Below are 21106 nucleotides of genomic sequence, written 5' to 3'. Positions count from 1 at the left end.
GGGTGTCTCGCTGTTTTAAAAAGTGCACCAGCCGCTGGCTTCCATCAGTCGATACTGCCAGTAGCGGCGACGGGAGGCGTCGAGATATGTCTCGGGGCCGGTACTGTAGTACTCGATGGTAGTGTTGTGCCAGTGGCGCTCGAAGGCTGCGCGGGCCTCTTTAATGATGGGGTCATCGCTATCGGCGACCCACTCGAGATTGGCCTCGAAGTTGAGGTCGTCGAGGCTGCGTCGGGTATAGTTGGCCGAGCCGAGTAGCAGATGCGCAGGGCGCGTGCCAGCATGGCGCAGCAGTAATTTGCTATGGGCCTGTTCGCCGTGGGTATCACTCCAGCGCAGTTGGATGTCGGCGTTGACCAGGTCGTTGGCCGCCTGGCAATTAGGAATGCCGCTGCCGGAGACACCGAAGGCATGGTGGTTGGGGTCGAGCAGCACGCGTACCTCAACTCCCCTTGCTGCGGCTCTGACCACTGCGGTGATCACGCTGCGGTGGGAGAGGTAGAGCATCTCGATATCGAGCCGTTCGTCGGCGCGAGCGTCATCAATGATCGCCAGCAGGGCTTCTTTGATAGCGCCTTCGCTAAGCAGGCGCACGCGCGGGGTGTCGCCACTTGTGTCGTTAGCGGCTGTCGTCGGCTGGGCATGGTCGATGGGAGCGCCGCTATGGGCGGCAATCTCGCGTTCGGAGGCGAGCAGGTCGAGGGCGGCATCGCCGGAGACGCGCAGCGCGATGTCACGATAGTCGCTGCTGCCATCGTCGGCGTTGGCTGTGCTGACGACGGCGGTCCAGCGATCACCTTCGTCCACTACCAGGGTCTTGCGGTGGTTGGCGTTAAGGTTAAGCAGGGTCAGGTAACTGCGAAGACCGACGTTGCCCGGACCGATAGGGTTAGGGAGCCAGCCGCCGCGGGGCGAGTGGCGCAGCCAGCGAAAGCACAGCCGCCATAGCGAGGTCCAGCTGGGGTTAGGGTCACGCCCGATCGTCAGGTCGGTGGTGACGACGCGGATGCCAGCCGCTTCAAATTGTCGATGGTGGCTCAGTTCGCGTCCGCCGTAGACAGCGTTGATGGGATCGGTGATTACTACCATTTCGGTATCCGGGCGCTGGTGCTTGCGGGCCAGCAGAGCGTCGCGCAGTGCCACCGATATCTGGCGATAACAATCGTGGCGATTATCGGCGGGGTCGTTGAACTGGAACATGTCCAGCACTACCAGCTTTTCGGCCTGGCCGATCAGGCGCAACATCTCGTCGAAAATCTGCTGCCGGCAGTGGCGTTGGCCGTCGGCATCGACAAAGGTTTCGTCGAGGAGTAACTGCGGTGCAACAGGCGTCCGCCACTTGCCCTCGATGCTAAGGCCGGAGGGTAACCGCTTGCGCGAGTGCCACCAGAAGGTGACTAGGTAGAGCGCCAGTACACCAGCGGTCAGGACGACCCAGAGACTCATGGCTTGAAGGCGATCAGCGAGGCGAAGTTCAAATACTGGAACCAGGTCATCGAGCGCGGAAAGCCTGCTTGCTTTAGGCGGTCGTGAAGAACTTCAAGGGTGTCCGGGACCAGCACGTTCTCAAGCGCAGTGCGCTTCTGGCTGATTTCCAACTCGCTGTAACCGTTAGCGCGCTTGAAATCGTGGTAACGCTCGACCCGCCAGGCGTTGTCCCGCTCGTCGGCGTCGACGGTTTTCTCGGAAAGAATCAGCACGCCACCCGGCTCAAGCGCATCAAACAGCCGCTTCAAAAGCTCATCGCGGTCGCCAGGGGGCAAAAACTGTAGGGTGAAGTTGAGAATGATCATGCCCGATGGCGCGTAATCAAGCCGCCGGATGTCGGCTTCTTCCACCCGCATGGCATGGTCGGGGCATTCGTCCAAAAAGGTTTGCCGTGCCTGTTCGGCCATGGCCGGGGAAAGATCCACCCCGGTGTAGCGAAATGCCTCAGGCGGCAGAGCGCCCGCGAGCGCAAGGCCCGAGGCGCCAAGCGAGCAGCCAAGATCATATACGTGCGCGCCGTGACGCAAATGGCGCTGAGCGATGAGGCTCAGCATGCCCAGAATTTGCCCGTAACCGGGCACCGAACGGCGGATCATATCAGGGAAACAGGCCACGACCTGTTCATCGAACGAAAAGCGCGCGACGCGATCGAGGGGTGTGGAAAAGATAGCGTCGCGGTAAGATGCATCACTCATGGGGCAAGCCGGGTTCATCGCAAAAAAAGAGGGCATAGTTTACGCGCCCTGCGGGAAGCAGAACAGGCCCGGCTGCACAGAACGACGCCACAGGAGAGGGCTCATGGCATCCTTACCACCGCAAGCATCATCCAATTCCAGCACTAAAACCCCCGATACGCTGCCGGCCTGGCAAGCACTTAAGCGCCATGCTGAAACGCAAAAAAAAGTGCATGTAAAAACGTTGTTTACGCGTGACCCTAAGCGCTTTGACACCTTCTCGCGTAATGTCGCGGGGCTGACGCTTGATCTTTCCAAACAGCGGTGGGATGCAGAGACGCTCCAGCAACTACTGACGTTAGCAGAGGAAGCGGCGGTGCCAGAGGCGATCGCCGCCTTACTCAGCGGTCAGCGAGTCAATACCAGCGAAGATCGCCCGGCGCTGCATACGGCACTACGCTTGCCCAAATCGGCAACGCTTGAGGTAGACGGTGAGGACGTGGTGGCGGCGGTGCATGAAAGCCTTCAGCAAATGGAGGTGCTAGTGAATCGCCTTCACGCCGGGCAGTGGCGGGGGGCGACCGGCAAACCGATTAAAGATGTGGTGAACCTGGGTGTGGGTGGCTCAGACTTGGGGCCGTTGATGGTCACGCACGCGCTAACGGATTTTCGCCCTCTTGATGTGTATCCGGTGGAAGTGCATTTTGCGTCGACCATGGACGGCTCGCAATTGGCTGACTATTTAAGCCGCTTAAACCCCGAGACCACGCTCTTTGTGTTGTCGTCGAAATCGTTTACCACGATTGACACGCTTTCAAACGCGAACACGGCGCGGGACTGGTTACTGGCGCAGTTAACACGCCATGGCGCGACGCCGATCAGCGCCGAACTCGTGGTCCGCCAGCACTTTATCGGCGTCTCCGCCAGCCCGGAAAAAATGAGCGAATGGGGCATTGCCAGCGCCCATCAGCTGCGCTTTTGGGAGTGGGTTGGCGGGCGTTACTCGCTTTGGGGGACCATTGGCTTGCCGATTGCGTTGGTAGTCGGAATGGCTAACTTTTGCGAACTGCTTACCGGCGCCCATGCCATGGATCGCCATTTTCAACAGACGCCGCTTGCCGATAATGTGCCGGTGCTGCTGGCATTGGCGGGTATCTGGAATGTGAATTTTCTCGATATACGTGCCCACTCGATTCTGCCCTATGACGGGCGACTGGAGTATTTTGCCGCCTACCTTGAGCAACTGGAGATGGAATCCAATGGCAAATCCGTGACGCGAGACGGCCAAGCGATCGATTACTCCACTTGCCCCGTGCTTTGGGGGCAGCTTGGCCCTAACGCGCAGCACGCTTTCTACCAGCTATTGCACCAAGGCACGCAGCCGGTGGAGTGTGATTTCATTGCGCCGCTTAAGCGTTACGATGATGTGGCAAACCCTGAAACCCGTGGTCATTTGAAAGCACAGCATAAGCTCGCCTTGGCCAACTGTTTTGCCCAGTCGCGGGTGCTGATGCTGGGTGACGACGCAATAAACGACGATGGCCCACGTCCGGCGCACAAACGTTATCGCGGCAATCAGCCCTCATCCACCGTGCTGCTTGACCAGCTTACGCCCGCCACACTCGGTGCGCTGATTGCGCTTTATGAACACAAAGTCTTTGTGCAAGCGGTGATCTGGGACATCAACCCGTTCGATCAATGGGGCGTGGAGCTGGGTAAGCAAATCGCCACCGATACGCAAAAAATCCTCAACCACGAAGCCAGCCTTGAGCCGATGGATACCTCAACGCGCGGCTTGATTGAGGCGTTTTGGGCAGCCGAGCAGGAAAGTTGATCGCCCTGGTTGATTGTCTTGGTTAATAGGGTGGCTGGATATACAGCTGTTGGCTTTTCCGCTATCCTATCCGCCTTTTGCTCGCTTTGACCCTTCAGGAAACGACGCGACATGACCCAGTTTGATGCCTCTCAGTATGGCGCCAGTTCCATCGAAGTCTTGTCGGGGCTTGAGCCGGTGCGCAAGCGTCCCGGCATGTACACCGACACCTCGCGGCCTAACCACCTCGCCCAAGAGGTGATCGATAACAGCGTCGATGAGGCGCTGGCGGGCCATGCCAATGCCATTACCGTGGTGCTTTCTAGTGACGGTGCCATTGAGGTGGAGGATAACGGCCGCGGGATGCCGATTGACCTTCATCCGGAGCACGGCGTCTCGGGTGTGGAGTTGATCTTTACCAAACTCCACTCGGGGGGTAAGTTTTCCGCCACCAGTTACCGTTTTTCGGGCGGCCTACACGGCGTCGGGGTGTCGGTGGTTAACGCGCTCTCGCGCCGGCTAGACGTTGAAGTCACTCGCGACGGTGCACGCCACGGCATGGCTTTTGAGTTTGGCGAAAAAGTGGAAGAGTTGCATCTCATCGGTAAGGCCACCAAGCGTGCGAGTGGTACTAAGGTGCGCTTCTGGCCCGATGAGAGCTATTTCGATAGCCCTAAACTTTCGCTTAGCCGCCTGAAACACCTGCTACGCGCCAAAGCGGTGCTGTGCCCTGGGCTTGCCGTCACGCTGGTAGAGCCCGACGGCACCAAGACCGAGTGGGCCTACGCCGATGGACTGCGCGACTATCTTGCCGAAGCCACCGACGGCTATGAGGTGCTGCCTAGTGAGCCCTTTGTTGGCCACTTTAGCGACGATGAACACGGCGTTGATTGGGCCATTCAGTGGCTGCCTGAAGGCGGCGAAGCGCTAATGGAAAGCTACGTTAACCTGATCCCCACCCCCCAGGGCGGCACCCACGTTAACGGCTTTCGCGCGGGCCTTTTAGACGCGCTGCGCGAGTTTTGCGAATACAGAAGCCTCTTGCCCCGAGGGATTAAGCTCACCGCGGATGACCTCTGGGAGCGGGTCTCGTTTGTGCTCTCGGTGAAAATGCTCGACCCGCAGTTTGCTGGGCAAACCAAAGAGCGCCTCTCCTCGCGCACCATTGCTGCTTTTGTTTCTGGCGTGGTGAAAGACGCTTTCTCACTGTGGCTTAACCACCACATCGACCAGGCCGAAGCGCTCGCCGAGTTGGTGATTAGCTCGGCCCAACAGCGCCAGAAAAAAGCCAAAAAAGTCGCGCGCAAGAAAGTCACCTCTGGCCCCGCGCTACCCGGTAAGCTTGCCGACTGTTCCGGCCAAGACCCGGCGCAGAGCGAGCTCTTCCTCGTGGAAGGGGACTCGGCGGGCGGCAGCGCCAAACAAGCGCGTAACCGCGAAACCCAGGCAATTTTGCCGCTGCGCGGTAAGATTTTGAACACCTGGGAAGTTGATTCCCACGATATCTATGGCTCTCAGGAGGTTCATGATATCGCCGTGGCAATTGGCGCCGACCCCGGCAGCGCCGACCTGGAGAAGCTTCGCTACCACAAAATCTGTATTCTCGCCGATGCTGACTCTGACGGTTTGCACATTGCCACGCTCTTGTGCGCACTGTTCGTCAAACACTTCCCCAGCCTGGTTGAGGCGGGCCACGTGTATGTCGCCATGCCGCCGCTCTACCGCATCGATTTGGGCAAAGAGGTGCATTACGCCCTGGATGAGAGTGAAAAAGGCGCAATTCTCAAGCAGTTGGCCAAAAAACGCGGTACGCCCAATGTCCAGCGCTTTAAAGGCCTAGGGGAAATGAGTCCACTGCAGCTGCGGGAAACCACTATGGCCGTGGAAACTCGCCGTCTGGTACAGCTCACCCGCACCGATGGCGACGGCACTCAAGAAATGATGGATATGCTGCTGGCCAAAAAGCGCGCCGGTGACCGTAAAAAGTGGCTAGAAGATTACGGCAATCTTGCGGATATCGAGGTGTAACCCCAAATGACCATGGATATTCAAGTCGCGGAGGGCGACGTCGAGCGTCTTTCCCTGCGTGACTATACCGAAAAAGCGTACCTCGATTACTCGATGTACGTAATTTTAGATCGCGCCCTGCCCAATATCGGCGACGGCATGAAGCCCGTGCAGCGGCGTATCGTTTATGCCATGCGTGAGCTTGCACTTCACGCCAACGCCAAGTACAAAAAGTCGGCGCGCACCGTCGGTGACGTGCTGGGTAAATTTCACCCCCATGGCGATAGCGCCTGCTACGAAGCCATGGTGCTGATGGCGCAGCCGTTTAGCTACCGCTACCCCTTGGTGGATGGGCAAGGTAACTGGGGGAGCCCCGATGACCCCAAATCGTTTGCCGCCATGCGCTACACCGAGGCGAAACTTTCCAAGTTTGCCGAGGTGCTGTTAAGCGAGCTGGGCCAAGGCACCGTTGACTGGACGCCCAATTTCGACGGCACCATGCAAGAGCCCGTGGTATTGCCCGCGCGCCTGCCTCATGTGCTGCTCAATGGCGGTAGTGGTATCGCGGTGGGCATGGCGACCGATATTCCGCCCCATAACGTGACGGAAGTGGTTGAAGCGACCTGCCATTTGCTTAGAAACCCCGAGGCCACTACTGCTGATTTGATGGCATTTGTGCCCGCGCCGGACTTCCCCACCACGGCGGAGATTATCACCCCGCGCGCCGATCTCAGAAAGCTCTATGAGGCCGGTCGCGGCTCGGTTAAGCTGCGCGCCCGCTTTGAGCGTGAAGGCGCCAATATCGTGATTACCGCGCTGCCGTATCAAGTCAGCGGCGCCAAAGTACTGGAGCAGATCGCCGCGCAAATGCAGGCCAAAAAGCTGCCCATGGTGGCCGACCTTCGCGATGAATCGACCCACGAAGAGCCTACGCGTCTCGTGATTGAGCCGCGCTCTAGCCGGGTGGATGTGGAAGCGCTTATGGCGCATCTGTTCGCTACCACGGATTTAGAAAAAAGCGCGCGTGTGAACATGAACGTGATCGGGCTCGATGGCCGCCCACGTGTGATGCCGTTACCGGAGTTGCTTGGCGAGTGGCTGCGCTTTCGCCGCGCGACGGTGCGCCGCCGCTTAGAGCACCGGCTCGGCAAAGTGGAAGATCGGCTGCACATACTGGAAGGTCTGCTCACCGCCTATCTCAATATCGACGAGGTGATTCGCATCATCCGCGAAGAGGAGGAGCCCAAACCTGCGTTGATCGCCGCGTTTGGCTTATCGGATCGCCAGGCGGAGGCGATTTTAGAGCTGCGCTTGCGTCACCTGGCTAAGCTCGAAGAGATGAAAATTCGCGGCGAGCAGGATGAGTTGGAAAAAGAGCGCAAGCAGTTACAGGCATTGCTTGGCAGTGAAGCAAAACTCACCACCTTGATCGAGAAAGAGATTCGCGCGGCAGGCAAAGAACACGGCGATGAGCGGCGCTCCCCGCTGGTCGAACGGCAAGAGTCGAAAGCGCTTTCTGAAGTTGAGCTTTTGGGCGCTGACCCGATTACCGTGGTGTTGTCGGAACAAGGCTGGGTGCGTGCCGCCAAAGGCCACGATATCGACCCCGAAGGGCTCTCCTATAAAGCCGGGGATCGCTTCCACCTCGCGACTCGAGGTAAAACCAACCAGCCGTTGGTACTGCTCGATGACACCGGGCGTGCCTACACGCTGAGTGCGCATAACCTTCCCAGCGCTAGAGGCCAGGGTGAGCCGGTCACCGGGCGCGTCAACGTGGCCGCTGGCGCGAAAATGGCAGGAGTGATGCTCGCCCCGCCCGAAAGCCGCTTTGTGCTCGTCTCCGACGGTGGCTACGGCTTTGTCGCTAAACTCGGCGAGCTGACAGGTAAAAATAAAGCCGGTAAAGGCGTGCTCTCGGTGCCCAAAGGGTGCAACGTGATGGCACCCGTTGAGGTGCCCGAGGGCGATGATTGCTGGGTGGCAGTCGTTTCCAATGAAGGGCGGCTGCTGGTATTTGCCCTTGACCAACTGCCCGAAATGGCCAAAGGGAAAGGCAACAAAATGCTGGATATTCCCGGCCCGCGGGCCGCCCGGCGAGAAGAGTTTGTCCGCGATATTATCCTGTTAAGCGGCGATAACGCGCTGGTGATTTACTCGGGCAAGCGCAAGCTTACCCTCAAAGCGAGCGATCTTGCGTACTATCGCAGCGAGCGCGGGCGGCGTGGTAGCAAACTGCCCCGCGGCTTCCAAAAAGTTGACCGATTAGAGGCGGGAGAGTAATCCATGAAACGCTGTTTAATTCGCGCCACCGGCGTGGCACGCCCTGGGCAGCTTGCTGAGCTTGGAAAAGCGCTAGCGAAAAGCGGTGCACGCCTTTTGGATATCAACCAGAGCGTGACATTCGGCATGTTGTCGCTTGAAGCGCTGGTGGGGCTGGATCACGACAGCGCCTTGGAAACTACGCTTTCAGAGGCGGGCGATGCTCTGGGGCTAGATGTCCAGGCGATCACCGTCAGCGCCGAGGATTACCACCGCTGGAGCGTTGAAGCGAGCCAACCGCGTTTAATTTTAACGCTCTTAGCGCCGCGGCTGCCGGCGGGCATTCTCGCCGAGGTGGGCGGGTTAACCGCTGAATTCGGCTTGACCGTGGAGCTGATTCATCGTCTTTCTGGGCGTGAGCCATTAGACGGTGAAGCGCCAGCCCATGGTGCTTGTGTGGAGTGCTGGCTGCGCGGTAAGGAAACCAACCTGGAAGCGCTGCGCGAAAAAGCACTTGCCTTAGGCGCGCAGCACGGGGTGGATATCGCCCTGCAGGAAGACTCCATATGGCGCCGTCACCGTCGATTGGTGTGCTTTGATATGGACTCGACACTGATTCAAACCGAAGTGATTGACGAGCTGGCGCGCCGTCACGGCGTAGGCGACGAAGTGGCCGAAATAACCGAGCGCGCCATGCGGGGCGAGCTCGATTTTCAGGAGAGCTTTCGCGCGCGCATGAGCAAACTCGAAGGCCTGGACGAGTCGGTGTTGGCGGATATCGCCGAGAATCTGCCGATGATGGATGGCGTTGAACGGCTGATGGTGAACTTGAAGCGGCTGGGATATCGCACGGCGATTCTTTCCGGTGGCTTTACTTACTTTGCCCGCCATCTGCAAGACAAGCTGGGGTTCGATGAAATACATGCCAATGAACTTGTGATTGATAACGGCAAGGTGACCGGCGAGGTGCGCGAGCCGATTATTGATGCCGATCGCAAAGCCGAGCTTTTAGAACAGATTGCCCTGCGCGAAAAGCTAACGTTGGATCAAACCATCGCCGTGGGCGATGGTGCGAATGACTTGAAAATGCTGGCGAAGGCGGGGCTTGGCATTGCCTTTCGCGCTAAGCCGATGGTACGCGCTCAAGCACGACAAGCGATCTCTACGCTGGGCATTGATGCGGTGCTGTATTTGATCGGTTATCGGCAAATCGATTTGCTAGATTAAATACGTAACCAGGCGCCTGAGCCATCTTTGCTCAGGCGCCCATGGCAGGTCCCAACGCGTTTATCCGTGGCCTTTGTCGGGGTGCGGTACCGGCTTTTTGGCCACTTCCTCATCGCGTAACTCCACCGGGTCACCTTCGGTGATATCGATATGATTTAACTGCATGTGCAGTCCGGCCTTGGAGAGCAGGTGCGCGCTTACTGGGGCGGTGATAAACAGAAATAGCGTGATCAATAATTCCTGAATATCGGGTTTGCCGTCCTGGCTCCAAAAGAAGAGCGTTGAGGCAATCAGCATGCAGCCTATCCCCAGCGTGGTAGCCTTTGTTGGGCCGTGAAGACGCATATAAAAATCGCGCAAGTGCACCATTCCCATCGAGCCAATAAACAAAAAAATTCCGCCAGCGATAAGCAGCACGGATGCCAGCACTTCAACGAACCAAGACATAGTCACTCCTGCATTTACTCGATGATGTCGCCGCGCAAAATGTATTTGCATACCGCTACCGTGCTGATAAACCCCAGCATGGCGATCAAAAGCGCTGACTCAAAGTAGGTTTTGGTATTTAACCATAGCCCTAACAGTACGATAAGGGCGATGGAGTTGATGTACATGGTGTCGAGCGCCAGCACGCGGTCGGGCAAAGCAGGCCCTACCGTGAGCCGGTAAAGGTTAAACAGCAGCGCCATGATGACAAGTACTAGCGTGATATAAAGCGCAAAGGTCAGCATTCGTAAATCTCCTTGAGCGGTTGCTCATAGCGCTGACGGATATGCTGGATCAGCGCCTCTTCGTCGCTCACATCTAGGGCATGAATCAGTAGTGATTTACCGTCCATGCGCAAGTTGGCCGACACGGTGCCCGGCGTTAGGCTGATAGTGCTGGCGAGTAGCGTGATCGTGAAACGGTCCTCTACCATCAGCGGATACTCAATAAAGTGGGGGCGTAGTTTGCGCCACGGATTGGCGATTAAATAGGCGACTTCAAAATTGGCAATCACAATATCTTTGAGGACGCGTAGCGCAAAACGCAGCAGCGATAACGGCTTGCGAATATGTGGTCTCGCATCCCAAAAACGGTGAGTGAGAAGGGGAATCGCAATTGCCAGCGTACCGCCGAGTAAGATTTGGCCAAATGCAGTGCTGCGCACCAAAAGTAGCCAGACGAAAAGCAGCAACAGGGATAAAACCGGCGTAGGTAACCACGGGCGCGAGGCAATCATGGAGTTTCTCCTGCGTCATGCAATAGCGTTTGAATCAGTGGCTGCGGGTCGGCTAGTTGAGCGGCAGTGGCTTGAGTGTATTCGCTCACTGGCCCGGCAAAAATAACCATCAGTGGCGCCGCACTCATTAGCCAGATCACCGCAAACCATTGCTGTCGTGGAAGCACCTTGCCGCTTGCGCTGCCGCGATGACTGCGCCAAAAAAGCGTTGACCCCGCACGGGAAAGGGCAATCAGCGAGCTCAATCCTGCCAGCAGTAGCAGCGGCCACAGCCATAGTTGTTGGCTGCCTTCTGCTGCGTTGAGCATCAAGGCTTTACCCAGCGCCCCCGAAAGCGGCGGAAGCCCTGCCACCGCAATAGCACCGATGAAAAACATAAGCACAAGCCCGTTGCCTTGTACCATTGGGCGCCCACGTACGAGACGAGTACCCGTTTTGCCTCGCTGCAGGCCGATCATCTCCGCGAGCAGAAAGAGGCCACCGGTAATCAGTGTGGTATGGATCAGGTAATAAAGCAGTGCTGATACCGCTTGCGGCGTTCGCATGCCGATACCAACGAGTAGGGTGCCCACCGAGACCAAGACAAGATACGCCACCAATAAGCGCAAATCTCGCGCAGCGAGGACGCTTACGCCGGCAATGGCAAGGGTTGCCAGCCCAAACCACCATACCCACGGCTGCTCCAGTGCGGCGAGACTCTCCGTTTGATCGCTGAAAATGAGCGAGTAGACGCGCAAAATAGCGTAAATGCCGACTTTTGTCATGATGGCAAAGAGGGCCGCTACCGGCGCGGGGGCGGACGCGTAGGCGCGTGGCAGCCAGAAATAAAGTGGTAAAATGGCGGCTTTCAAACCAAACACGACCAATAGCATCAATGCGCCCGCCGTAACGAGCCCCTCACGTTCGGCAGGGAGGTCACTCAAGCGCTGAGCCATATCCGCCATGTTGAGCGTGCCGGTTGCGCCGTACAAAATGCCGACGGAAATTAAAAAAAGCGACGAGCCCGCCAAGTTTAAAACCACGTAATGCACGCTGGCTTGAATTCTGGCTTTGCCCCCGCCGTGCAGCAGCAGCGCGTAAGAGGCTAGTAACAGCACTTCGAAAAAAACAAACAGGTTAAACAAATCTCCGGTCAAAAATGCGCCGTTGATGCCCATCAGCTGCCATTGAAATAGGCCGTGAAAATTGCTGCCCTTTTCATCATCACCCGCGCAGGCGAAAACGACGGCGCCAACGGCAAGGATCGAGGTAACCAGCAACATTAAAGCGGATAAGCGATCCAGCACTAAAGCAATGCCAAACGGCGGTTGCCAATCACCCAGTGCATAGTAGGTGATCTCGCCGCCAGCCGCTTTAGTAATAAGAGTCATTGAGACGAGTAGTAAAAGTACAGTGGCCACAACGCTGACCCAGCGCTTGTAGCGCACTAAGCCTTGGCGTTGATAGAGCAATAGAATGCCTGCGATTAGCGGTAGGACCACAGGGAGAACAATGAGGTGTTGAGTCATTCGCGAACTTCCTTTTTACCGTCCACATGATCATTGCCCGCTTCACTGCGCGCACGCATGGCCAAAATCACCACAAAGGCGGTCATGGCAAAGCCAATCACAATGGCGGTGAGTACGAGCGCTTGTGGCAGGGGGTCGGCAAAGTGCCCGTCTCGGTTAGCGAGGGCAGCACCATCGGTGGTTAAGCCGCCCATGGAAAAGAGAAACAGGTTCACGGCATACGAGAGTAACGTAAGGCCAACCACGACGGGGAAAGTACGCCCGCGCAAGGTGAGGTAAAGCCCACAGGCGGTCAACACCCCAGTGGTTATGGCGTAAAGCATCTCCATTAGCGTGTCTCCTTTTTGGGCGTGTGTGTGTCTGTTTCTTGTTCCGATGACTCAAGCATGGGGCGGTGGGACGTGGTGACCTTACCAAGGTTGGCGAGAATCATCAGCGTGGCACCGACCACTGCGAGATACACCCCAAGATCAAACAGTAGCGCACTCGCTAGTTCGAACGTACCAATCAGCGGCAACGTGAAGTAGCTAAACGCCGAGGTTAAGAAAGGAAACCCAAATAGCCAGCTACCCAGCCCGGTAAGCGTGGCGATGGCCACCCCGGCAACTGCCACGGGTTGGAAGGGGAAGTTGAGTCTGTCTTGTGCCCATTCCACGCCACGCGCCATGTAGAGCAAAATGAGCGCCACCGCCGTGATAAGCCCGGCAATGAAGCCACCGCCCGGGAGGTTATGCCCACGCAAGAAGATAAACGCTGACACTAGCAGCGCTAGAGGTAGCAGCGCCATGGAAATCGAGGTCAAAATTGTCGGGTAGCGATCTGGCGACCAAACACGGCCTTCGCCATCACTGTGCGGAATGAAAAGTCGTAATCGATTGAGTAGCTTGAATATTGCAAGGCCTGCCAGGGCCAACACCGTAATCTCACCCAGCGTATCAAAACCGCGGAAATCGACCAAGATCACGTTCACGACGTTATAGCCGCCGCCACCTGGCTTGCTATTTTCGATAAAGAAATCAGAGATCGAGAGTGTCTCACGAGTTAATACCGCGTAGTTCAGGCTCGCCACCACAAGGCCAAGTGCGCTTGCGAGCAAAATATCGCGCACGTTGCGCAGTGGGCTCGATTCCTGCGGGGTTTTTTGCGGCAGGAAAAATAGCGCTAGCATCAGCAAAATCATCGTGACCACTTCCACTGAGAGCTGTGTCAACGCCAGATCGGGAGCCGAGAAACGAGCAAAGGTCAGTGCGACAAACAGGCCAACGACCGAAAGCATTAGCAGTGATATCAAGCGGTAACGATGTGTCGCTGCGGTGGCGACGCCGCCGAATATGAGCATGCCAGCGCCGAGCAATGCCATGGCGTCAACGGGTTGATTACCCAATGCGCCGGTGAGATCAGTGATTTGGGCAAGGCCGATTACGCCCATCGCAAAGGCTGCAAACAGCAAGAGCCCCATATAGCGCTGAAGGGAGTTACCCTCGACGACGGCGACACATCGCTCGGCCCAGTAGCCTAATGCAACAATTGCGCGTTCAAATGTACGCCGTGCATCGACGCCGACAAAATTTTGCGTAAATTGGCGTAGTTCGCTGTGGCGCCAGTACATGACGGTACCGAATACCAGCGCCGCGATGCTCATCATCAGCGGCAGATTAACGCCGTGCCAAATAGAGAGATAAAAATCAAACGGCTCGCCGAGCACGGCTTGAGTCGCCAGATCGAGAAGCCCTGTGGCCATCAAGCCGGGCAATATCCCCACAATGACACACAGTCCCACCAAGATTTCGACCGGCAGGCGCATCAGGTGCGGCGGTTCGTGAGGCGTTTTTGGCGGCGCTTTGCGCGCGGGCTTGTAGAAGACGGCGTGAACCAAGCGCAGCGAGTAGGCAACCGACAGAATGCCGCCAAGCGTTGCTAAGGCGGGTAACAGCCAGCTTAGCCCGCCGAGAACCGGCGTAGCCACTGTCTCGGTGAAGAACATCTCTTTCGACAAAAAGCCATTAAATAGCGGTACCCCCGCCATGGCTGCCGCGGCAAGCGTGGTTAACAGGGCCGTAATGGGCATGGTCTTTTTCAAGCCGCCGAGCTGTTTTAGCTCTCGTGTGCCTGTTTCATGGTCGATGATACCTGCGCTCATGAAGAGGGCTGCTTTGAATGTGGCATGGTTCAAAATGTGAAACAGCGCGGCGACCACCGCCATGGGGCTGCCAATGCCGAGCAGCACGGTGATTAGCCCTAAATGGCTGATGGTGGAAAAGGCCAAAATGCCTTTAAGGTCGGTTTTAAAGAGGGCAAACCAAGCCCCGTAAAGCAGCGTCGCCGTACCCACCAGAGATACAATCACGACCCAAAGCTCGCTGCCGGCAATGGCCGGATGTAGGCGCGCCATTAAGAAAATACCGGCTTTCACCATGGTGGCAGAATGTAGGTACGCGGAAACAGGCGTGGGCGCTGCCATGGCGTGGGGCAGCCAGAATTGAAAGGGGAACTGTGCTGATTTAGTAAAAGCCCCCAACAGTACCAGAACAAGCATGACAGGGTAGCGCGGGTCGGCGAGAATAGTGTCGCCACTGGCCAGTACCACGTTAAGGTCGAAACTCCCCACGATATTGCCGAGCAGCAAAAAACCGGCGAGTAGAGCAAGGCCTCCCGCGCCAGTAACGGTGAGCGCCATCCGCGCGCCTTTACGGGCATCGCTTCGGTGCGACCAAAAGCCAATTAGCAAAAATGAGGAGAGGCTGGTCAGCTCCCAGAAAAGCCAAAGCAGAATCAAGTTGTTGGACATTGCAATGCCGACCATGGACGCCATGAATAGCAGCAAGTACGCGTAGAATCGCCCGTATGGCTCTTCAGGGCTCAAGTAGAAGTGGGCATAGAGTAAAATGAGTAACCCAATCCCTAATATCAGCAGATTGAAGAGCAGCGTGAGCCCATCAAGCCGCAAGGCAAGTTCGAGACCGAGCTCAGGTAGCCAAGCGGCCGAGAACTGCAGCGTTTCGCCGTCCAGCAGGGCCGGCACTTGGCTTAGCGTTAGCAGGAGGGCAATCGCAGGTACAATGGCGGTCAGGCGAGTGCACAATGCGCGCTCACGCTGTCCGAGTAGCGCTGGCACCACAACGCCCAAAAGAGGCAATAAAGCTATCCACAGCAGTATCATGGGAGGCATCCAATAGAAAATGTCTAAAGTCGCATTACATCGCTTTCAAAGGCAATAAGGCGAAGTAGGATACAGCAGTCAGGTTAAGAGAGTATCAACTCTGTAGAGATTTTGAAGTTTTCGCATTTAACGCCGTTCCCCGGAGAAGAGACGTAAAAAGCATGAGTGAACCATTCAATACCTGGCAGTCGCGCCTTGAGGCGTTGCGTTCCAATAAGATTTTTGAAGGGGTAGTGATCGCGATTATCGTGGTTTCTGCCTTGGTTATCGGCGCTAAAACCTATGAAGAAACGTCACGGTTTGAACAATGGCTTCTATATTTAGATGTCGGCGTGACGGTGTTTTTCTTGGTGGAAATATTGATCCGCATGGCCGCCGAGCGTGATCTGCGAAGCTTTTTTAAGCGCGGCTGGAACGTCTTTGATTTCGTTATTGTGACTGCCAGTCTTATCCCCATGGACGACTCGGAGATGGTACTGCTGGCGCGGCTGTTGCGTATTTTCCGTGTGCTGCGTTTGGTGTCGATGATTCCAGAGCTTCAGATGCTGCTTGTCGCCCTGGTGAAGTCAATCCCGCGGATGGGGTATGTGGCGCTTTTGATGTTTATTATTTTCTATATATATGCCGCGTTCGGCAGTTTCTTGTTTGCCGAAGTGGATGAGTTTTTGTGGGGCAATATCGCGACTGCCATGCTCACTCTGTTTCGTATTGCTACCTTTGAAGATTGGACCGACGTGATGTACGCAACGCAAGAGGTGTATGCGTGGAGCTGGATTTACTACCTCACGTTCATCTTTTTGACCGCCTTTATTTTTCTCAACATGATGATCGGTATTGTCCTGGACGTGATGCAAAAAGAGAGCGATAAACAGGCGTTAGAAAATGGCGAAGGTGATACCGCCGAACTCCACAATATGCACGACGATATTCGCCGACTCCAAACCCAGTTGGATCGCATGGAAGCATCACTGAGCGCCTCAAACACGCATGAACCTCCAAAGGGCATTGACAAGTAAGGCCAAGACTGATTTTCTATAGGGATGAAAACATCTATGGCATACCTCGCACTAGATCTACGACTACTAAGCGCCCGGCTCTGAAGCATCAGAGTCGGGCAATGCCGAACGCTTCTGGCATTGTCGTTGGTTTTCTATTGCGAGGTTGTCATGGTTTCAAATGTAATTTTTCCCCAAATGTTTCAGCGCTGCCGCTATGCCGTGGTCAAAGTGGTATGCAGCTTGACGAATTTTATCAACGCCCCTTGCCGTTCGCGGTGAAGGGGCGTTTTTTGTTCCAGGAGAGCCGCCATGATGTTGTCTGATCCCGCTAAAAAATACCGTCCTTTTGTCGCTGTCGATCTTCCTGATCGTCAATGGCCAAGTCGCCGGATCGAGAAAGCGCCGATCTGGGCAAGCGTAGACCTGCGCGACGGCAATCAGTCGTTGATTGATCCGATGGATCATGAGCGCAAGCAACGGCTTTTCGATCTGTTGATCAACGTTGGTTTCAAACAAATTGAGGTGGGGTTTCCCTCAGCCTCGCAAACCGATTTTGATTTTGTGCGCGCATTGATCGAGCAAGACAAAATCCCCGACGATGTGACCATTCAAGTGTTGACCCAGGCGCGTCCACACCTGATTGAGCGCACCTTCGAGGCGCTTAAAGGGGCTAAAAACGCGATTGTTCACGTCTATAACGCCACCGATCCGATGTTCCGCCGCGTGGTTTTTCAGGTAAATAAGGAAGAGTGCATCCAGATTGCGATGGATGCCACGCGCCAGATTCGTGAACTGATGGAAGCGAACCCGGAAACCAACTGGACGTTCCAGTATTCGCCGGAGCTTTTTACTACCACGGAGATGGATTTTGCCGTGGAAATCGTCGAAGCGGTGATGGATACCTATGCGCCGAGCGTTGATAACCGCATGATCGTGAACTTGCCCGCGACGGTCGAGGTGGCAACGCCCAATAACTATGCCGACCAGATCGAATGGTTCTGCCGCAACGTCAAAAGCCGCGATACGCTGATCGTTAGCGTCCATCCACATAATGACCGAGGTACTGGCGTTGCCGCGGCGGAATTAACCCTGATGGCGGGCGCTGATCGAGTAGAAGGCACGTTATTTGGCAATGGCGAGCGTACGGGCAATGTGGATATCGTCACCCTGGCGATGAACTTGTACACCCAAGGGGTGCCGCCTGAACTCGATTTCTCCAACATCACGCCGGTGATGCGCGAAGTGGAATACTGCAACCAGCTGCCTGTGCATCCGCGCCATCCTTACGTGGGGGATTTGGTCTTTACTGCTTTCTCAGGCTCCCACCAAGATGCGATTAAAAAAGGCATGGCGGATCGGCGTGCTCATCCTGACGCAGTGTGGGATGTGCCTTACCTGCCGATCGACCCGCTGGATGTAGGCCGTAGCTATGAGGCGGTAATCCGAGTCAATAGTCAGTCGGGTAAGGGCGGCGTCTCCTACCTGCTAGAGCAAGAGCACGGTATCGAGTTGCCGCGTAGGCTCTCTATTGAATTTAGCCAAGTGGTGCAAGAGGTGGCTGACCGCACGGGGAAAGAAATTACCTCGCAGATGATCTACCAGGCGTTTGCCGATGAGTATCTGGAGCAAACCTCGCCCTTTGTGTTGATCAATCATCGTCTGTCATCCGAGCCGGATAGCCCCAAGGTGACTCTTGAAGCGGTAATTGAAGAGAACGGCGAGCGCCAGACGCTACACGGTGAAGGCAATGGGCCGTTGGCGGCATTCATTAAGGCGCTGGCCGCCGCTGGGCACGATGTCGAAATTATCGACTACCATGAGCACTCTCGCGGCCAAGGCGCGGACGCTGAAGCGATCGCCTATGTGGAAGTCCGCATTGATGGTAAAGCGATCTTTGGGGTTGGCACTGACGAAAGCATCACTAGCGCTTCGATGAAAGGCGTGCTCAGCGCCATTAACCGTCACCACTCTACGGAGACGCCTGCGCCCAATGTGACGGCGGAGACGTTGGCGTAATACGTTAAACGCCGCTTAAAGCGGCGTTTTACTCGCTTCGCCTGGAATCTCGCGCACTAGCCGCGGCAATAAAAATCCCGGCAATACGTCACGTAAGCCCGCGAGAAGTTCGCGGGCTTGTTCATCGTCGACATCAAAATGTGCAGCCCCTTGCACCGGGTCGAGTACGTGGAGGTAGTAGGGCAAAATGCCCGCTTCAAATACCCGTTCCGACAGTGTGGCTAAGGTTGTCACGTCGTCGTTGACGCCGCGCAGTAGCACGCTTTGGTTGAGTAGTGTCGCACCAGCCTGTTTAAGGCGCGTGCAGGCGTCGACCACCGCTTGGTCGATTTCATTGGCGTGGTTAATATGTAGCACCACGACTTTTTGCAAGCGGGTCGACGCTAGCCAGCCAAGAAGAGCGTCATCAACCCGGTCAGGAATCACCACCGGTAGCCGAGTGTGAATACGCAGCCGCTTAAGGTGCGGAATGCTTTCAAGCTGCTCGACTAGCCAGGCCAGTTGGCGGTCATTGGCCGCAAGCGGGTCCCCTCCAGAGAGAATCGCCTCGTGAATGGAAGTGTCGGCGCGTAAGTAGTCGAGGGCTTCCTGCCACTGTGCCCTGGAGGGAGCGTTCTCACTGTAAGGGAAGTGACGGCGAAAGCAGTAACGGCAATTGATCGCGCAGGTGGGGCTGGCGATGAAAAGTACCCGCCCGGCGTATTTGTGAATTAACCCTTTAGCGGGCTGGTGATCGGCCTCTTCAAGCGGGTCGGCGACAAAACCTGGGGGCGTTACGGTTTCCTCACCCAAGGGAAGAATTTGACGCAGCAGGGGGTCGCTTGGATCGCCGGGGGTCATTCGGCGTAAAAAGGCGTCAGGCACGCAGATACCAAACAGCGCATGCCCGGCGCTGGCGCCAGGCAGCCAAGCCTCGGGTAAACCCAGCCGAGTGCAGAGCGCGGCGGGGTCACGTATGGCGTTTGATAGCTGCTGCTGCCAGGAGGCTTGCAGGGCCGTCGGGTCTGGCGATGAGGCGGCGAAAATGATCTTATCCTGCAAAAGTGCCCTCCTTCGGGTTATCATGCGGCTCACTTTCTTGCATGTTTGTACATTAATCGAGAGACAGTATGGCCAATTATTCTACCAATGAATTCAAGGGCGGTTTGAAAGTAATGCTCGACGGTGATCCTTGCTCGATCATAGAGAACGAGCTGGTCAAGCCGGGTAAAGGCCAAGCCTTTAACCGCGTCAAGCTGCGTAACCTGATCACCGGCCGCGTAGGTGAGCGTACCTTTAAATCGGGTGATTCGTTAGAGGGTGCTGACGTTATGGAGCTGGAGATGGAGTATCTCTATAACGATAGCGAAATGTGGTACTTCATGAAAACCGACGGCTCCTTTGAGCAGTATGCGGTGGAAAAGAAAGCGCTCGGCGAGACTGAAAAGTGGTTAAAAGAGCAGGTGCCTTATACCGTTACTTTATGGAACGATAACGCGATCCAGATATCAGCCCCGAATTTTATTGAGCTGGAAGTGGTCGAAACTGATCCCGGCTTGAAAGGCGATACCGCCCAGGGCGGTTCCAAGCCTGCGACCTTGTCTTCTGGGGCGGTGGTGCGTGTGCCGCTGTTTATCAATGAGGGGGAGATCCTCAAGATTGATACGCGCAGTGGTGAATACGTCTCGCGTGCCTAAGACGGCGCCAATAACGCAACATATTGACAGCCACGCCCCAGCGCGTGGCTTTATTTTTGGGAGAAAGGTCAATGACGGAAAGTTGGCGACCGACGGCAACCATCGAGACGCTGCGCGAGCGAGCTCGTTTACTGGCGAACGTGCGCCATTTTTTTGCTGCGCGCGGTGTGCTTGAGGTGGAAACGCCGGTTTTAGGGCAGGGGGGCAGTACCGATGTCCATCTGGTCTCGCTTTCCACAATGGCGCGTACCGACAGAGGTCAGCGTCGGCTGTGGCTGCAAACCTCGCCGGAATTTCATATGAAGCGGTTGCTGGCAGCAGGTAGTGGGCCCATTTTTCAGCTGGCAAAAAGCTTTCGTGATGGCGAAGTGGGCGTCCGGCACAATATTGAATTCACTATGCTGGAATGGTACCGCCCAGGATTTACCTTGCCAGACCTGATCGACGAAACGACCACCTTGGTCGCCAATATGTTGCCCAGTTTTCACGGGCCGGTGGTGCATTACCGCTATCGTCAGCTGTTTCATACCTATTTGGCGGTGGACCCCTTCACGACGTCGCTTGAGGCATTGCGCAGGCTCGCGGCCGAGCGTGGTCAGATGTCGACCGGGGCGATGGTGAACGAGGGGCGCGATACGTGCCTTGATTTGTTGATGGGGCTGGTGATAGAACCGCAGTTAGGGCGCAACGAACTGAGTGTGGTGGTGGATTACCCGGCAAGCCAGGCGGCGCTGGCTCGCCGCCATCAAGACACGGACGGTGAGTGGGTCGCCTCACGCTTTGAGCTTTATTTAAACGGCATTGAATTGGCCAACGGTTACGATGAACTGACCGATGCGGCTGAGCAGCGTGCCCGCTTTATTAAAGATAATGCTGAGCGCCGTTGCTTGGGCTTGCCCGAAGTGGACGTGGATGAACGCCTGCTGGCCGCCCTTGAGCATGGCATGCCGGATGGAGTTGGCGTGGCGCTGGGCATTGACCGTCTGGTCCAACTGGTGCTGGGCAAGGCACGCCTGGAAGAGGTGCTGGCGTTCTCGACGCCTAATTGCTAAACATCA

The 21106-nt window shown here is 56.3% G+C and carries 17 protein-coding genes; 8 read left to right on the top strand and 9 right to left on the bottom strand.

Annotated elements, in window-relative coordinates:
• Nucleotides 1-15: 15 nt before the first annotated feature.
• Entirely contained in the window at nucleotides 16-1446 is a 1431-nt protein-coding gene (locus QC823_RS04045) for a phospholipase D-like domain-containing protein (RefSeq protein ID WP_309655070.1), read from the bottom strand.
• Nucleotides 1443-2183: a carboxy-S-adenosyl-L-methionine synthase CmoA gene (gene cmoA, locus QC823_RS04040; RefSeq protein WP_309655069.1), complete on the bottom strand. Its 741-nt coding sequence runs from the start codon at nucleotides 2181-2183 to the stop codon at nucleotides 1443-1445. Before cmoA ends, QC823_RS04045 begins: the two co-directional genes overlap by 4 nt.
• Before the next feature lie 103 nt (nucleotides 2184-2286).
• Between cmoA and pgi the strand changes: the two genes are divergently transcribed.
• The 4 genes from pgi (at nucleotide 2287) to serB (ending at nucleotide 9468) form a co-directional block, all read left to right on the top strand.
• On the top strand, nucleotides 2287-3996 hold the full coding sequence (pgi, locus tag QC823_RS04035) for a glucose-6-phosphate isomerase (protein WP_309655068.1): 1710 nt from the start codon (nucleotides 2287-2289) through the stop codon (nucleotides 3994-3996).
• 111 nt (nucleotides 3997-4107) lie between these two features.
• Nucleotides 4108-6003 carry a DNA topoisomerase IV subunit B gene (gene parE / locus QC823_RS04030; RefSeq protein WP_309655067.1) on the top strand — a complete coding sequence of 632 codons (1896 nt, stop codon included), beginning with the start codon at nucleotides 4108-4110 and terminating at the stop codon, nucleotides 6001-6003.
• 6 nt (nucleotides 6004-6009) lie between these two features.
• A complete protein-coding gene (parC, locus tag QC823_RS04025) occupies nucleotides 6010-8262 on the top strand; it encodes a DNA topoisomerase IV subunit A (RefSeq protein ID WP_309655066.1) in 2253 nt (750 codons plus the stop codon).
• A 3-nt stretch (nucleotides 8263-8265) separates the two neighbouring features.
• Nucleotides 8266-9468 carry a phosphoserine phosphatase SerB gene (gene serB, locus QC823_RS04020; protein ID WP_309655065.1) on the top strand — a complete coding sequence of 401 codons (1203 nt, stop codon included), beginning with the start codon at nucleotides 8266-8268 and terminating at the stop codon, nucleotides 9466-9468.
• 60 nt (nucleotides 9469-9528) lie between these two features.
• On the opposite strand, the gene QC823_RS04015 is transcribed toward serB, so the two are convergent.
• From QC823_RS04015 to QC823_RS03990, 6 genes are read right to left on the bottom strand one after another with little or no spacing between them, the layout of a single operon-like run.
• Nucleotides 9529-9915: a Na+/H+ antiporter subunit G gene (locus QC823_RS04015; RefSeq protein WP_309655064.1), complete on the bottom strand. Its 387-nt coding sequence runs from the start codon at nucleotides 9913-9915 to the stop codon at nucleotides 9529-9531.
• Nucleotides 9916-9929: 14 nt separating this feature from the next.
• The gene (locus QC823_RS04010; RefSeq protein WP_309655063.1) at nucleotides 9930-10199 is read right to left on the bottom strand and encodes a K+/H+ antiporter subunit F; all 270 of its coding nucleotides are present in this window, start codon (nucleotides 10197-10199) and stop codon (nucleotides 9930-9932) included.
• Nucleotides 10193-10690: a Na+/H+ antiporter subunit E gene (locus tag QC823_RS04005; protein WP_309655062.1), complete on the bottom strand. Its 498-nt coding sequence runs from the start codon at nucleotides 10688-10690 to the stop codon at nucleotides 10193-10195. The genes QC823_RS04010 and QC823_RS04005 overlap by 7 nt, the downstream gene beginning before the upstream one ends.
• Entirely contained in the window at nucleotides 10687-12198 is a 1512-nt protein-coding gene (locus QC823_RS04000) for a monovalent cation/H+ antiporter subunit D (RefSeq protein ID WP_309655061.1), read from the bottom strand. The genes QC823_RS04005 and QC823_RS04000 overlap by 4 nt, the downstream gene beginning before the upstream one ends.
• Nucleotides 12195-12527, bottom strand: a complete 333-nt coding sequence (locus tag QC823_RS03995; RefSeq protein WP_250079908.1) for a Na+/H+ antiporter subunit C — start codon at nucleotides 12525-12527, stop codon at nucleotides 12195-12197. The genes QC823_RS04000 and QC823_RS03995 overlap by 4 nt, the downstream gene beginning before the upstream one ends.
• On the bottom strand, nucleotides 12527-15358 hold the full coding sequence (locus QC823_RS03990; RefSeq protein ID WP_309655060.1) for a monovalent cation/H+ antiporter subunit A: 2832 nt from the start codon (nucleotides 15356-15358) through the stop codon (nucleotides 12527-12529). The genes QC823_RS03995 and QC823_RS03990 overlap by 1 nt, the downstream gene beginning before the upstream one ends.
• A 161-nt stretch (nucleotides 15359-15519) precedes the next feature.
• On the opposite strand from QC823_RS03990, the gene QC823_RS03985 reads away from it, so the two are divergent.
• A complete protein-coding gene (locus tag QC823_RS03985) occupies nucleotides 15520-16374 on the top strand; it encodes an ion transporter (RefSeq protein ID WP_309655059.1) in 855 nt (284 codons plus the stop codon).
• 291 nt (nucleotides 16375-16665) lie between these two features.
• Nucleotides 16666-18372 carry a 2-isopropylmalate synthase gene (gene leuA, locus QC823_RS03980; protein WP_309655058.1) on the top strand — a complete coding sequence of 569 codons (1707 nt, stop codon included), beginning with the start codon at nucleotides 16666-16668 and terminating at the stop codon, nucleotides 18370-18372.
• Nucleotides 18373-18387: 15 nt separating this feature from the next.
• Here leuA and epmB read toward each other — a convergent pair whose 3' ends face one another.
• Entirely contained in the window at nucleotides 18388-19413 is a 1026-nt protein-coding gene (epmB, locus tag QC823_RS03975; protein ID WP_309655057.1) for an EF-P beta-lysylation protein EpmB, read from the bottom strand.
• Between the two features lie 68 nt (nucleotides 19414-19481).
• Between epmB and efp the strand changes: the two genes are divergently transcribed.
• The gene (efp, locus tag QC823_RS03970) at nucleotides 19482-20048 is read left to right on the top strand and encodes an elongation factor P (protein WP_309655056.1); all 567 of its coding nucleotides are present in this window, start codon (nucleotides 19482-19484) and stop codon (nucleotides 20046-20048) included.
• Between the two features lie 71 nt (nucleotides 20049-20119).
• Entirely contained in the window at nucleotides 20120-21100 is a 981-nt protein-coding gene (gene epmA / locus QC823_RS03965) for an EF-P lysine aminoacylase EpmA (RefSeq protein ID WP_309655055.1), read from the top strand.
• Nucleotides 21101-21106: the final 6 nt, after the last annotated feature.

The organism is Vreelandella vilamensis (genome assembly GCF_031451755.1).
Taxonomy (GTDB): domain Bacteria; phylum Pseudomonadota; class Gammaproteobacteria; order Pseudomonadales; family Halomonadaceae; genus Vreelandella; species Vreelandella vilamensis.
The sequence above is the reverse complement of the archived record's forward strand: the minus strand, read 5'-3'. Positions and strand labels throughout refer to the sequence as shown.